The 13,808-nt window shown below is 45.1% G+C and carries 17 protein-coding genes; 10 read left to right on the forward strand and 7 right to left on the reverse strand.

The genetic code is table 11. The features are described from left to right. The first annotated feature begins 97 nt into the window (after positions 1-97). The 4 genes from BFW96_RS07685 (at position 98) to BFW96_RS07695 (ending at position 1,619) form a co-directional block, all read left to right on the forward strand. Entirely contained in the window at positions 98-316 is a 219-nt protein-coding gene (locus BFW96_RS07685; RefSeq protein WP_081483606.1) for a YheE family protein, read from the forward strand. Between the two features lie 210 nt (positions 317-526). After that, the gene (gene sspB / locus BFW96_RS07690) at positions 527-730 is read left to right on the forward strand and encodes a beta type acid-soluble spore protein SspB (RefSeq protein WP_003233287.1); all 204 of its coding nucleotides are present in this window, start codon (positions 527-529) and stop codon (positions 728-730) included. Between the two features lie 104 nt (positions 731-834). Then, positions 835-960 (forward strand): hypothetical protein, encoded by a 126-nt coding sequence (locus BFW96_RS20980; protein WP_014663375.1) that lies wholly within the window; start codon positions 835-837, stop codon positions 958-960. A 38-nt stretch (positions 961-998) separates the two neighbouring features. After that, on the forward strand, positions 999-1,619 hold the full coding sequence (locus tag BFW96_RS07695) for an SDR family oxidoreductase (RefSeq protein ID WP_069839105.1): 621 nt from the start codon (positions 999-1,001) through the stop codon (positions 1,617-1,619). A 47-nt stretch (positions 1,620-1,666) separates the two neighbouring features. Here the strand turns inward: BFW96_RS07695 and bmrD are convergent, their stop codons facing one another. From bmrD to BFW96_RS07710, 3 genes are all read right to left on the reverse strand, one after another. Then, complete coding sequence (gene bmrD, locus BFW96_RS07700) at positions 1,667-3,688, reverse strand: multidrug resistance ABC transporter ATP-binding protein/permease BmrD (RefSeq protein WP_069839106.1); 2,022 nt, start codon at positions 3,686-3,688, stop codon at positions 1,667-1,669. Continuing rightward, positions 3,685-5,442: a multidrug ABC transporter ATP-binding protein BmrC gene (bmrC, locus tag BFW96_RS07705; RefSeq protein ID WP_069839107.1), complete on the reverse strand. Its 1,758-nt coding sequence runs from the start codon at positions 5,440-5,442 to the stop codon at positions 3,685-3,687. The genes bmrD and bmrC overlap by 4 nt, the downstream gene beginning before the upstream one ends. A 119-nt stretch (positions 5,443-5,561) precedes the next feature. After that, on the reverse strand, positions 5,562-5,723 hold the full coding sequence (locus BFW96_RS07710) for a hypothetical protein (protein WP_069839108.1): 162 nt from the start codon (positions 5,721-5,723) through the stop codon (positions 5,562-5,564). A 163-nt stretch (positions 5,724-5,886) separates the two neighbouring features. On the opposite strand from BFW96_RS07710, the gene BFW96_RS07715 reads away from it, so the two are divergent. Next, positions 5,887-6,387 carry a universal stress protein gene (locus tag BFW96_RS07715; RefSeq protein WP_014663370.1) on the forward strand — a complete coding sequence of 167 codons (501 nt, stop codon included), beginning with the start codon at positions 5,887-5,889 and terminating at the stop codon, positions 6,385-6,387. 126 nt (positions 6,388-6,513) lie between these two features. Further along, on the forward strand, positions 6,514-7,875 hold the full coding sequence (gene nhaC / locus BFW96_RS07720; RefSeq protein WP_040083590.1) for a Na+/H+ antiporter NhaC: 1,362 nt from the start codon (positions 6,514-6,516) through the stop codon (positions 7,873-7,875). Positions 7,876-7,916: 41 nt separating this feature from the next. On the opposite strand, the gene dat is transcribed toward nhaC, so the two are convergent. Then, complete coding sequence (dat, locus tag BFW96_RS07725; RefSeq protein ID WP_069839109.1) at positions 7,917-8,765, reverse strand: D-amino-acid transaminase; 849 nt, start codon at positions 8,763-8,765, stop codon at positions 7,917-7,919. A gap of 284 nt (positions 8,766-9,049) precedes the next feature. Between dat and BFW96_RS07730 the strand changes: the two genes are divergently transcribed. Then, positions 9,050-9,898: a polysaccharide deacetylase family protein gene (locus BFW96_RS07730; protein ID WP_014663367.1), complete on the forward strand. Its 849-nt coding sequence runs from the start codon at positions 9,050-9,052 to the stop codon at positions 9,896-9,898. 23 nt (positions 9,899-9,921) lie between these two features. On the opposite strand, the gene srtN is transcribed toward BFW96_RS07730, so the two are convergent. The 3 genes from srtN to BFW96_RS07745 form a co-directional block, all read right to left on the reverse strand. After that, positions 9,922-10,665: a sirtuin NAD-dependent deacetylase gene (gene srtN / locus BFW96_RS07735; protein WP_069149285.1), complete on the reverse strand. Its 744-nt coding sequence runs from the start codon at positions 10,663-10,665 to the stop codon at positions 9,922-9,924. A gap of 69 nt (positions 10,666-10,734) precedes the next feature. After that, positions 10,735-11,850 carry a small-conductance mechanosensitive channel protein MscY gene (mscY, locus tag BFW96_RS07740; RefSeq protein WP_069839110.1) on the reverse strand — a complete coding sequence of 372 codons (1,116 nt, stop codon included), beginning with the start codon at positions 11,848-11,850 and terminating at the stop codon, positions 10,735-10,737. 150 nt (positions 11,851-12,000) lie between these two features. After that, entirely contained in the window at positions 12,001-12,108 is a 108-nt protein-coding gene (locus tag BFW96_RS07745; protein WP_003224203.1) for a YhdX family protein, read from the reverse strand. 233 nt (positions 12,109-12,341) lie between these two features. Here BFW96_RS07745 and BFW96_RS07750 point away from each other — a divergent pair, with 233 nt between their 5' ends. From BFW96_RS07750 to crcB, 3 genes are read left to right on the forward strand one after another with little or no spacing between them, the layout of a single operon-like run. Then, a complete protein-coding gene (locus tag BFW96_RS07750) occupies positions 12,342-13,073 on the forward strand; it encodes a glycerophosphodiester phosphodiesterase (protein WP_069839111.1) in 732 nt (243 codons plus the stop codon). Beyond that, positions 13,060-13,455 (forward strand): fluoride efflux transporter FluC, encoded by a 396-nt coding sequence (locus tag BFW96_RS07755; RefSeq protein ID WP_069839112.1) that lies wholly within the window; start codon positions 13,060-13,062, stop codon positions 13,453-13,455. Before BFW96_RS07750 ends, BFW96_RS07755 begins: the two co-directional genes overlap by 14 nt. Continuing rightward, complete coding sequence (crcB, locus tag BFW96_RS07760) at positions 13,452-13,808, forward strand: fluoride efflux transporter CrcB (protein ID WP_014663362.1); 357 nt, start codon at positions 13,452-13,454, stop codon at positions 13,806-13,808. The genes BFW96_RS07755 and crcB overlap by 4 nt, the downstream gene beginning before the upstream one ends.

Below are 13,808 nucleotides of genomic sequence, written 5' to 3' on the forward strand. Positions count from 1 at the left end.
ACTGCATCAGTAAGACCCTTCAATGATGTTATGAAACAGTGATACAATGAACATAAGCCGTTTAGATTTAGGTCAATTGATACTAAATGTAAGGAGCGTGGCCGTTATGATTTCTCATTTCAGCTGGAAACCTTTGTTCCCAAAAGAAAAGCTGCCCGGATGGAAAATTTCATTTTATTTTAAAGGAACTCATTATGAAGGCATCTATCATAAGAGCGGTGAGATTGAATGGGGAGATTTGTTTCCCGCCCGCGCTGACGAGCCTGCTCTTACAAATGAGATACATGAACTGATGCTTTATCATATTTATGACTAGCTTAGCCAAATGGCTAGGCTTTTTTTGTACTTTCTCAACATTTACCATACAATTCTCCGCATGAGTTTCCGGCCATTTTAACATAATACGTAGTAACAAGCCGGCAATGCATTGGGTTACGCCGAGGCGGCAGTGACACCCGAGAAGGGTTCACAGATTGGTGCAACTCCAGTTAACCCAACCATACTAAATAAAAAGGAGATTTTACACATGGCTAACCAAAACTCTTCAAATGATTTACTAGTTCCTGGCGCAGCTCAGGCTATCGACCAAATGAAACTTGAAATCGCTTCTGAATTCGGCGTTAACCTTGGAGCGGACACAACTTCCCGCGCTAACGGTTCTGTCGGAGGAGAAATCACAAAACGTTTAGTATCTTTCGCTCAGCAGCAAATGGGCGGCAGAGTTCAATAACAACTCAATATATGGCTATAGAGGGCGCGGTTTCCGCGCTCTCTTTATTTTGTCACCCATTTTTCCCACTCCACATATCCTAGAAAAAAAGGGAGGGAATCAGGGTGTCATTTATCACCATTGTGAATTGGGAGCTGGTTCAGTTCGTAAGTGTATCCATGATTCATGAATATGTTTCCCATCGTTCTGTCTATTGGTACAGGTATTCTTTCCCGCGCTGTTCAAACTGAGAACATCCTTTTATAATGAAAGGCGAGGAGGTTTTTTGATGAAAATCGCTTTATTAGGAGCCAGCGGCCGCGTCGGACAAGCCTTTTTAACTCAAGCTGCAGCAGATGAACGGTTTGCCATTCACGCTCTGATCAGATCTCAACATGCTGATCTTCCCCTTCCAAAAGATCGAATCGTCATGGGGAACGCCCGCCGCTTAGAAGATGTGAAAAAAATATTGGAGAATGCCGAAATTGTGATCAGCTGTCTAGGCACAGATGGTGATGATACCTTGTCAACTGCTATGTCACACATTCTCTCCACGATGCAGGAACAACATATCAAACGGCTTATTTCGATCGGCACCGCAGGTATTCTTGATTCCCGATATGAACCGGGAAAATTCCGGTTTGAAACAAATGAATCGAAACGAAAGCAGACCCGCGCAGCCAAGGAGCATGCAAAAGTATACGAAATGCTTAAAGAATCATCATTAGACTGGACAATCATCTGCCCCACTTACCTCCCGGACGGAACAGCAACCGGCATTTATCGTACGGAGCGTAACGTTTTGCCTGAGGGCGGCACAAGCATTTCGGTCGGTGATACTGCTGACTTTCTATATCGTGAGCTCGTTACAGGAGAGTATGTCGGATTCCGAGTCGGGCTGGCTTATTAACTACATAATCAAAAACCCAAAACACAATTGTTTTGGGTTTTTTAGCGTTATGCAATGGAATGTTTCTGTCCTTTTTGCAGTTTATACATTTGATAATATTGGCCTTCTAATGCCATCAATTCCTCGTGGTTCCCTCTCTCAACGATTTCTCCATTATCAAGAACCAAAATCTGATCCGCATTTCTGATTGTTGAAAGCCGGTGAGCAATGACGAAGGTGGTGCGTCCTTGTTTGACGACATCAAGCGCCTTCTGGATTACGGCCTCTGTCTCTGTATCAATGTGCGCCGTTGCTTCATCTAAAATCAAAATCGCGGGATCAAACGCCAAAGCTCTTGCGAAGGAAATTAACTGCCGCTCGCCAGAGGATAGCGTGCTGCCTTTCTCAATCACGGGTTCATTCATGCCCTTCGGAAGCTTTTGTAGAAGCGGCTCGGCACCGACTTGCCGCAGTGCTTTTTTCATTTCTTCTTCAGTCATTCTTTCGTCATCCAGACTTACGTTAGATCCGATTGTGCCTGAAAATAAGTACGGGTCCTGAAGCACAATGCCCATATGAGATCTGAGTTCCTGTCTTGACATGTTGTAAATGCTTTTCCCATCAATCAGAACATCACCTTTTTGCGCATCATAAAAACGAAACAGAAGATTTAAAATCGAGCTTTTTCCTGATCCGGTATGACCGACGAGCGCTACGGTTTCGCCTTTTTGCGCGGTAAAGGAAATATGTTTTAATACCTCCTCACCATCTTGATAGGCAAATGACACATCACGAAACTCAACCCGTCCCAGCGCACGCTCCTTCGCCGGTTGACCTGCTTCTTCCGTATTCTTTTCTTCAAGCAGTTCAAAAACACGCCCGGCGGAGACCCTAGCAAGCTCCAGCTTTGAAAACTGATTGACGATGCCTGTGATCGGCTGAAACAGCCGGTTCAAATAATCGACAAACGCGTACAGCACTCCGACAGAAACAATCCCAGCCGCATTCAGGCTCGCACCGCCAAAATGCCAAATTAGACAGACGAACGCAAGATTGCGGATGACATTGACCAGATTATGGGACATTAAGGAGTTTAAATTCAGCATCCTGTTTTGGAAATAAAAATGTGATTCATTTAATTCCTCAAATTCTCTCATCGTTTCCTTTTGATGGCGGAAAGCCTGAATAATGGTCATGCCTTGGATGGACTCATTCATTTTTGCGTTAATGTCACTGTTGATCGAGCGGATTTTTTGATTGTAATATGAGGCGTATCTTCGGTAAATGACCGACCACAGCCAGATCATCGGCACAATTGCCAGACATACAAACGCAAGCTTCACATCAAGCAGAAACAAAGCCGTGAATATTCCGAACATATAGATTCCGCTTGTCACAAATGTAGAAAGCACTGTGACATATAAATCCCTGATAGCCTCCGTATCATTGGTAATCCGCGCAACGACTTTTCCGGCCGGAAGGTTATCAAAATATCGAATCGGCATTTTCTGTATGTGCGAAAACACGTCCTGCCTCATCTTTTGAATAATCCGATTGGCGCTCATCTGCAGCAGATAATTCTGTCCGTATTGAAAAAATACCGAAAACACCAGCAAGCCTCCATACAGGCAGATCAGAAACACCATTCCCTTTATTTCCGGCTGATAGAACCCGAAAAGTTCCTGCTTAGTCAGCTTTTCGGCAGGATATGTTCGGCTCACGTCTCCATTTGAGATCGTCAGCTTCCCGTCAGAAACCGTTCTATTCCCGTCGAAGCTGACAGCCTGATCAACAAAATAGAACGCCATTCCCACTTGATAAATATGCGCTTCTTTTGCTTTTGAAACAGGTTCCTGCATTCGGTCCTCTCTGACATATGAGACGCCGTGAAACTGAACGGCATTTTTATCTTTTTCCGCAGCTTCATACCATGTTTTCTCAATGCCGAGGATATGGTCGTCTATCATTTTCTTGCCGATAAACGGCCCGGTCAGTTCTGCACCGACGGCGACAGCTAGCAATAGGACGGCCGTGATTAGCAATTTTCGATAAAGGAGTGCGTATCTCCATAACGTTTTTCCTATTTTCATGCCCCTGCCTCCCCTTCTTCCGCAGTGAACAGCTGCTGTCTTTCATATTGTTCCCGGTACCACCCATTATTGGCCAGCAATTCTTGATGCGTGCCTCTCTCTGCAATGACGCCGCCGTCCATCACAAGGATCAGGTCAGCGTGCTCTACAGCGGATAATCGGTGCGTCAAAATAAATGTCGTTTTTCCTTTGCGGTTTTCTCTGATGTTCCTGATAATCGCAGCCTCTGTTTTGGCATCTACAGCGGAAAGCGAATCATCCAGAATCAAGATCTCTGGATTCGCCATAAGTGCTCTTGCAATCGAAATTCTTTGTTTCTGTCCGCCTGACAGTGCCACGCCTTTTTCGCCGACCATTGTCTCCAGACCTGCTGGAAGCATGTGCAAATCTTTTTCAAAGTATGCTTCGGCAATGGCTTGCTGAACCTCTTCATCACTTGCATCCTGTTTTCCGTATAAAATATTTTCTTTTACAGTCCGCGAAAACAGCAAATGATCCTGCGGCACATATCCGATCCACCCGCGGACCCGGTCAAGAGGGATCTGCTGAATCGGCACGCCTGAAAATGTAATGCTCCCTTCACCTAGAGGGTACTGGCGCAAAAGCTGCTTAATAATTGTCGTTTTTCCGCTCCCGGTTTTACCGGCAATTCCGACCGTCTGCCCTTTTCGCACCGCAAATGAAACATCCTGAATATTGCAGCTTGTTGAGCTTGGATATGTAAAGCTGACATTGCTGAAAACGATATCTCCAGGCTCTTTAAGATCAACGGGCCGTTTTGGATCTGTCACGTCCGGTTGATAAGAAAGGGTTTCATTTACCCGGTCTAATGACGCATTGCCGCGCTGCATCACGTTAATGAGTTCACCAATTGCAAACATCGGCCAAATCATCATACCGAGATAAACATTAAAGGACACAAGCTCTCCAAGCGTCAGTTCGTTCCGGAACACAAGAAACGCTCCGTAGCCGAGCCCAATCAGATAGCTTGCGCCGACAAGCAGCTTCACGGTCGGCTCGAACAGTGAATCAATAAAAGCCACTTTCATATTTTTCTGATAAACATCAGCGGTCATTTCATTAAACCGGCGAACATCGTTTGTTTCCTGTACATACGCACGAATCACCCGCACGCCGGAAACTGATTCCAGCACCCTGTCATTCAGCGCCCCGAACGCATTTTGGGCCTCCGTAAACCGCTCATGTATTTTACTTCCATATAGGCTGATTGCAATCGCCATGACTGGAAGCGGGATAATGGCGGCAAAGGTCAGCTTCCAGCTGATCAAAAACCCCATCGTCAAAAAGATCGTCATCATAAACATCGTAGAATCGACTAACGTCAAGATGCCAAACCCTGTCGTTAAACTGACGGCCTGAAGATCATTCGTCCCCCGTGCCATTAAATCGCCTGTCCGGTTTTTTTCATAAAACGGCGGCGACATCGTCAGCAGATGCCCCATCAGCTTCGTACGAAGAATTTTCTCCATCAGATTTGCACCGCCAAACAGCTGGTGCATCCAAAAATAAGACATCATATACACGACTGCTGTCAGTACAAAAAAGATACCGATATAAAACAGCAGCCCTTCCTGCGTAAACGCCCCCGATTTCATATCATCTATGGCGTTCCCCAAGAGCTTAGGCGGAAACATTTCAATGACATTGACTGCTAATAAAAGGACAATCGCAATCGTATAGCGCAGCCAGTACGCCTTAAAAAACCAGCCAAGCTTTTTTAATACTGAAAACATCTATCCCCATCTCCTCATCAGCCGCCTTCTATTTTTTCCTTGCAGCTTTTTTCATCCAATTTGGCATGAACAGCCCTCGCCTCTGTATTTGTCTTCACATCCCATACACCTGTCTTTCCTTAGATTTTGTATATAAAAAAGGCATGAAGCGTCAGCTCCATGCCTTTTTTAACCAATATGTTATGCACAGCGCTTTTCAGCGCGCGGTCAGGCCTAAAAAACCGTTCACGAAAACAGAACAAAGGGTTTGCCGCGCCAATATGAAACTGTTTGATAAACACGCAAATTCCTTGGCATAGCAAACCCTCCTTCCATTCTGATTTCATCTTTTTATCATCATATAAACAAAACCTTTTTTTGTCAATCATTACTTGAATAGGAAAGGGTTAATTGTGCTCAAATTCGGGTAGTAGTGTTGTAAGACGCTTTGAAAGGGTGAGAAGGATGTTCCATGCTGACCGTATCATCGTTGCGTTTGACGGAAGTGAAAATAGTAAGAAAGCGCTTCAGACAGCCATTGATCTTGCTAAAACCGTAAATGCCGCTATTACCGTCGCCCATTCACATGATATGAAAGACAATCAGACCGTCATCGACCCGCCCAGACCCGCAGCTGAAGCAAGCTATATCAGCGGAGGCATGACAGGTGTTCCCGATCCGCTGATATCAGATGTTGCTTCACCTGAACCAATCATCTATGAAGACCGTACGGAAGAAGTCGTCGCCGAAGCCAGAATGATGCTGAATGAACAGCAGGCAGATGGAGATATTGACATATTAGAAGGCGATCCGGCTGAATCAATTATCGAGCATGCGAACCGCATTTCTGCCGATATGATCGTAACCGGAAGCAGAGACCAAAACAGGCTGAAAAAATTAATATTCGGAAGTGTAAGTGAAAAGCTTTCAGCGAAATCGGATATACCCGTCCTGATTGTAAAGTGAGCACGCCCTGTGCTCACTTCTTTTATATTCATAATTGTGAAAAAACATAGATTTTCGTTTTTTTCTGTTATAATGCTTTCGTGCCCAAAAGCACAAAAGCATTAAAGATAATTATGGGGTGTTATTTTGGATTCTCAAAAAAAGCTGACGTTTCCGTTAGCCGTCGGTTTATTTATATTTATGTTATGCATTATTATTTCTTGCTTATTTTTTCTTCACGTGGAACCGCATATTCCGCTGTTTTTATGTGTTGTCACGCTTTCAGCAGCCGGATTATGGTTGGGATTTTCCTGGAAGAGTATTGAAAAAGGGATTGTAGACGGGATCAAAAACGGCGTACAGCCGATTATCGTTCTGGCGCTGATCGGCATCTTAATCGGCGCATGGATGTACAGCGGCGCAATACCGTCTGTGACGGTGTATGCCCTATCCTTTATTGAACCAAGCCACCTTCTGCTGACCGCTTTGTTTTCATGCATGATCATCAGCACACTTGTTGGCTCAAGCCTGACAACTGTAAGCACAATCGGAGTAGCACTGATTGGCGTGGCGAGCGCGGCAGGCGTCCCGCTTGAATGGACAGCAGGCGCAGTCATATGCGGCGCTTGTTTTGGTGATAAAATGTCGCCGCTGTCGGACACAACCAACTTTGCCGCCGGAATAGGCGAAATACCGATCTTCGAACACATTCGCCATATGACAGGCACAACCATTCCAGCTTTGCTCATCACTGTCGTTCTGTTTTATTTTCTCGGTTCATCAGTGTCAGTGGACGCTGCTTCAACCGATGATATTCAACAAGTCATAACCGCAATCAAAGATGCCGCAAACGTGACACCGTGGGCCCTTCTTTCCCCGCTCTTAGTCGTTTTGCTGGCAATTAAACGAGTATCAGTCATTCCCGTTCTGGCTGCCGGAATTATTTCCTCGGGAATTTTGACTGCTATATTTGTACCCGACAGCAGCCTGCAGGCGTTTATGACAGCTCTGCAAAATGGCACGAGTTTTGACACTGACAATGAGGCAGCCGCTAAAATTATCAACAGAGGCGGACTGCAATCCATGATGGGCTCAGTCTCTCTCATTATGATTGCTTTTGCACTAGGCGGATTGATGGAGAAAATCGGATTGATTTCAGCACTATTGGAAGGCGTCATGAAAGGCATCCGTTCAAAAGGCCGTCTTGTTGCGGCAACTGTCTGCTCAAGCATCGGCGTCAATTTGGCAACCGGCGAACAGTATTTATCGATATTAATACCGGGACAATCATTTAAATCCTTATATGACAAACAAAACATCCAGAGAAAATTTTTGACAAGATCATTAGAGGACGGCGGAACATTAATTAACCCGTTAATCCCTTGGGGCGTCAGCGGCGCTTTTATGGCGAGCGCGCTTGGTGTTCCCGTCATAGACTACTTCCCGTTTGCGTTCTTCCTCTATATATCGCCAATGATCTCCATTTTGATTGGATTTGTGAAAAAATAAAAAGAGCTCCGCTGCAATAGCGGGCTCTTTTTTTCGTTGTTTTATGAAATGCTTGCAGCCTGCTGAATGCTTTCTTGAAAAGCAGCCTGAAGCTGTTTTGTCACTGGTCCGGGTTTCCCGCTTCCGACCGATTGTCCATCTAGCGTCACGATCGGAATAATTTCTGCCGTCGTTGACGAAATAAAGATCTCTTCCGCCTGTTTCAACTCTTCTTCACTGACAGGATTTTCATCCAGTTTGATCCCATTCTTTTCAATCAGTCCTAAAATATTCATCCGGGTAATTCCATTGAGAATGAGTCGGTTAGCCGGATGTGTTCGCACCGTCCCGTTGATAACGGCATAAACGTTTGAGGATGTGCCCTCCGTAACAACGCCGTCCCTCAGTAAAATGGCTTCAAAGGCTCCCGCTTCATAGGCCTTTTGCTTCGTCATCACATTATACAGTAAATTCAGACTTTTGATATCGCACCTTAGCCAGCGAAGATCCTCATCTGTAATGGCCGCCACTCCGTATGCCTGCTCTTGCTCCGGTTTTTTCACAGCAAACGTGTAAGCAGTGGTTTGCGGCTCAAGGCCTGCTTCATATTGATGTTTTCGCGGGGCCACGCCTCTAGTTGTCTGGATGTATACCGCTCCCTCACTGACCGCATTTTCCTGTACAAGCTTTTGCAGGTCCCACTCGAGATCTTCAATGCTGAACGGCAGTGAAATTCCGATTTCAGCCGCACTTCTGAAAAAACGCTCTGCATGCTCACGTAATCCAAACAATACTCCTTTGTACACCCTGATCACTTCATAGATGCCGTCACCAAACTGGTAACCGCGATCTTCCAAATCGATCGATGCTTCACTGCGCCCAATCAGCCGGCCATTGACTAAAACCTTCATAAAAGCCCTCCCTTTTCGAGATTTCCCTGATGTATTTCAAGCTGTCATTGTCACTAATTCTATCATATTGGACATGCTGAAAAACAGAAAGATCAAGAGATCTATAGCGGAAAGGAGTTTATTTTTTCCTTAAAATCTGATATTTCGACAAATTTTCTATGTTCTTTCCAGTTTTATTCCTGTATACTTGATTGGTAATACATAGGTTGTAATCATATGGCATCTTCATAAGCTGCCTGCTGTACAGCATTATGTAGAGATTTTATGCCAATGGAGAGATTGTTATGCGACAAACGAGAGGAGAAGCTTCTCCTTCTGCAGTTTCGCTTGCTTTTAAATTTGCAAGTTTAGCAGTTTTATGTGTACTGCTTTTGCTTATGGTGATTTTGGGTTATTCCAACAGTTCAACGAAAGCAAAGGAAGTCACTGTCACAACAAACGGCCAGCTTCGAGATGAGAAGGAAAGCCTTAAGCTGAAAAACGACTCCCCTGACCTGCTGATAAAACATCTGCAGACAAAGCAGAACATGGGAGATAAAACAGTTTACTTAACCTTCGATGACGGCCCGTCAGCCGTTACAACCCGCTTGCTCGATGTACTGAAAAGCGCTGATGTAAAAGCGACATTTTTCATGCTTTCACCGCGGATGAATGAATTCAAGCAGGCGGTGAAAAGAGCAGAAAAGGAAGGCCACGCACTCGGTTTACATGGCGTCACCCATAATAACAGATTGTTCTATCAAACAGAGACATCTCCGTTAAAAGAAATGCAGGAGGCGCGTGACACGCTGCAAGACATTACAGGATATAAAACCGATCTTGTCAGAACGCCATACGGAAGCAAGCCGTCACTAACCGCCCCACAAATCCGCAATCTGGAGAAAGAGGGGTTTGTGTACTGGGATTGGACGATCGACAGCATGGACTGGAAATACCGGAATTCACAGTATGTGACTGCCGTATTACAGCAGCTTGAGAATATGGAACACAGCTCTTCAAGCCGCCCAAATGTAATTCTCATGCATGACCTTCCCGCTACCGTAAACGCGCTGCCGGTGCTAATCAATAAATTAAAAGAAAAGGGCTATTCCTTCGGAGTGTTAGAGGACACAATGGTTCCTGTTCATGAATAAAAAAGTGAGGCGCATAAGGCGGCTCACTTTTTTATGCCCAAACTTCGGGCAAACTCGCCGATTTTTTGATGGATGACCATGTCAAACAGGCTGTCACAATACGTTGGTTCAAGGTTTATGATGACTTTCTTCATGCCGGGAATCAGGCTTGCATCCTCAGGCACAAATCTCGCAGGAGCTACTTCGAGAGACGTGCCGATAACCAATAAAAGATCTGCTTGATCCAGCTTTTCATAAAGGGTGTCAAAGTGCAAGACGGCATCGCCAAAGAGAACAACATCGGTTTTTAATACCCTTCCGCAGATGTCACCATTATTTCCGGCGGCCGTGCACTCCGGCACCTCCCGCTCCAGTAAATGAGGAAGGTCATATCGGGCGCCGCATGCCGGACAAGCTGCTGTCTGGATAGAACCATGCAGCTCGTATACATGCCTGCTCCCGGCTTTTTTATGAAGACCGTCAATGTTTTGCGTGAAAATATCGACCTGCTTCCCTTGTTTCTCGAGCTCAGCTAAAAGCAAATGCCCTTCATTCGGTTCGAAGCTGCCGCTCATTTTCATCTGGAACAATTCTTTGAATTTGGGCCAAAACAGACGCGGATGGCTTAAAAAATAATCAAGGCTCATCGCTTCCATTCTTGAGGCATCCTCCGTCCAAATGCCTCCTGCTGAACGAAAGTCAGGAATTCCTGATTCTGTGCTCATCCCCGCTCCAGTCAGCACGACAATTCTCTGTGCTTCATTTAGAATGTTTTTGAATGCTTCCAACTCAACACCGCCTTTTTCTCTTATTTTACCATGAAAAAGACTCCGCCTCTGTCAGACGAAGTCTCTCTTTTAAGCCCGTTCCTTTTCCTCTTTATTTAGATTCACTTGGAATGGGTCGCTTTCGTGCTTTTGCTTTACAACAACCATTTGGCCGGGATATGCAAACTGGACGCCTTCCGCGCCTAAAATATCAATAATTTTATAGTTGATGTCCTCTCGAATATCAAGGTTTTCAGCCCAAACCGTCGTTTTTGTATAGAAATTAAAAAATAAATTATAGTAGCTGTCGGCAAACGTATCAAAGTTGACCATGATTGTTTCATTATCAACGCCTTCATGCTCCAGCAGCATTGTTCTGAGAGAACGAATGGAACGTTCAAGATTCTCAATCGGCGTAGCGTAGGACACATGGATGGAAAACGTAATCTGACGTTTGGTCATTCTTGTCCAGTTCGTGATCGCTTCCATCGACAGCGTAGAGTTCGGCACTGTTACAAGCGCTCCCTGTGCTGTTCTGAATCTCGTGCTCCTAAAGGTAATATCCTCGACTGACCCTGTTACCGTCGACGTCTCCACCCAATCACCAATCGTAAACGGCTTTTCAGTAATAATAATAATACCGCCAAAGAAGTTGCTGATGGTATCCTTCGCAGCAAGCGCAAAAGCCAGTCCGCCAAGACCAAGGCCCGCTACAAATCCGTTGACATCATAATTGAATTCCTGAGCGATCACACTGACACTGAGCGCTATGATCACAAAACGGAGCAGCTTGGATAAAAACGGCGCCAAAATGTCATCCATGTCCAATTCGAAGCGCTTATTCACCTTATGGAAGATAAACGACGACGTTGCGGTCAAATTACAAAGCCCCCAGGACAAGAGCGCCACAATCAGCGAACGGTATATTTTGCTGATGACAGGCATTTGCTCGTCAAAAAACGGTGAATACCGGATCGCTAAAAACAGCCCAAGGGCAACAAAAAACCATCTGGCCGGCTTATCAAACGCCAGAACCACCTGTTTAAAAATTTCTGTTTTCGGCCGGTTTGTCAAATTAAAAAGCAGGTTAAAGAAATATCTCGTGAACAATTTTCTGAGTATAAGAAACACCAGCAAAATCGCCAAGCTGATGCCGATTTGTATGATGTTATCAAGCGTAAAATACTGCTGCAAATAATCTGGCATGACTGTCTCCCCTCTATCCCAATCGATTGTTTATTATACTAAAATATTCGTAATGATGCTTATTTAAATGTCTTTTTTCAAGCACAAAACCCCGGCGAAACGCCGGGGTCATTTCTCAATTCATCTATCAGCCAGATTCAATAGGGACAGTCACTTACTTTTTTTCGTTTGTGTCTGATCAAGGAGAGTTGCTTTTTGCATTTCAGCATCCGTTTCGGCTTTAATTCTTTCCTCCACTCTGATTCTCCCTTTTCCCATGATCTCGCCTCCTTTTTTGCTATTATAAAGGATCATATTTTGTTGTGAACATGTCGAAAGGCCTAATTTTCTGACGAAATGTGTTCTGATACGCTGAATGTCTTTTTTTAGTTATACGCATTCCTCAGCCCGGACCATTCCGATATAGCAGAAAAAATTCACCACTTTGTATCGCTGTGCATATATGGATTTGATACAATAACAGAAATGCCCATACGAGGAGCTGACTTAGCTTGTACACCATTGCCCATCGCGGAGCATCAGGTTACGCTCCGGAAAATACGATTGCCGCATTTGACCTTGCGGTGAAAATGAATGCAGATATGATTGAACTGGATGTCCAGCTTACAAAAGACAGGCAGATTGTTGTGATACACGATGACAGAGTTGACCGAACGACAAACGGGTCGGGCTTTGTTAAGGATTTTACCTTGGAGGAATTGCAGAAACTCGATGCAGGAAGCTGGTACGGCCCCGCTTTTCAAGGAGAGCGTATTCCGACCCTGGAAGCGGTGCTCAAGCGCTACCACAAAAAAATCGGCCTTTTAATTGAGCTAAAAGGCCATCCGTCTCAAGTTGGAATTGAAGAAGAGGTGGGACAGCTGTTAGGGCAATTTTCTTTTTCTATCAACAATATTGTCCAATCCTTTCAGTTCCGTTCCGTTCAGAGGTTCCGCGAGCTTTATCCATCGATTCCGACAGCGGTCATTACAAGACCCAATTTTGGCATGCTGTCCAGAAATCAGCTGAAGGCCTTCCGCTCTTTTGCAAACTATGTCAATATAAAATACACACGGCTCAACCGTATGATGATTGGTTCCGTCCATAAAAGCGGCTTAAACATATTTGCATGGACTGTCAACAATGAAAAGACAGCGGCAAAATTACGAGTCATGGGCGTGGACGGCATCGTTACAGATTACCCGGATTTGATCATAAAGGATGGCAAACATGAAAAGATATAGCGCGGTTTTTATCGGAGGCGCGCTTGGCGCCTGCCTCCGATACGGATTAAACTTATGGATACACACTGGTCAGTTCCCTGCGGCAACCTGGCTGGAAAATGCGGCAGGCAGCCTTCTATTAGGCATTCTAACCGGATTTTTTATGATTGGGGCAAAACGCCCTCTGCTGTCAGCTTTGTTAGGCACCGGCTTTTGCGGAGGCTTCACAACAATGTCCACGTTTTCTAAGGAAACAGTGATGCTTTTGCAAGGACAACCCTCACTGGCTGTTTTGTATCTGGCAATCTCATTGATATCAGGGATCATATTTGCACTGATTGGTGTTTTTGCAGGACGGCGCATAGCAGACATTCAGCAAAGAAAGGGGCTGCAGCAAAGATGACACTAGCGGGTATTTTCATAGGGGGCGGACTTGGCGCCATGCTTCGCTTCTGGCTTGGCAATGTGATAACCGCCAGAGCCAAAGGTCTCAGCCTGCCCATTGGCATACTGACAGTCAATATTCTCGGAGCTCTCGGGCTCGGAATATTTACAGGGCTTCACGTTACAAATGCTTCGGTTTCGCTTATCATCGGAACGGGTTTTTTTGGCGCCTTTACGACCTTTTCCACTTTCAGCGTTGAAAGTGTTCAACTCCTAATGGCCAAACGTGTAATGGAAAGCCTCCTGTACATCGCCCTGACACTTTGCGGGTCGCTTTTGGCGTTTTGGTGCGGCTGGACAATCGCAATGTAA

This window comes from Bacillus sp. F56 (assembly GCF_001748205.1).
GTDB classification, from domain to species: Bacteria; Bacillota; Bacilli; order Bacillales; family Bacillaceae; genus Bacillus; species Bacillus stercoris.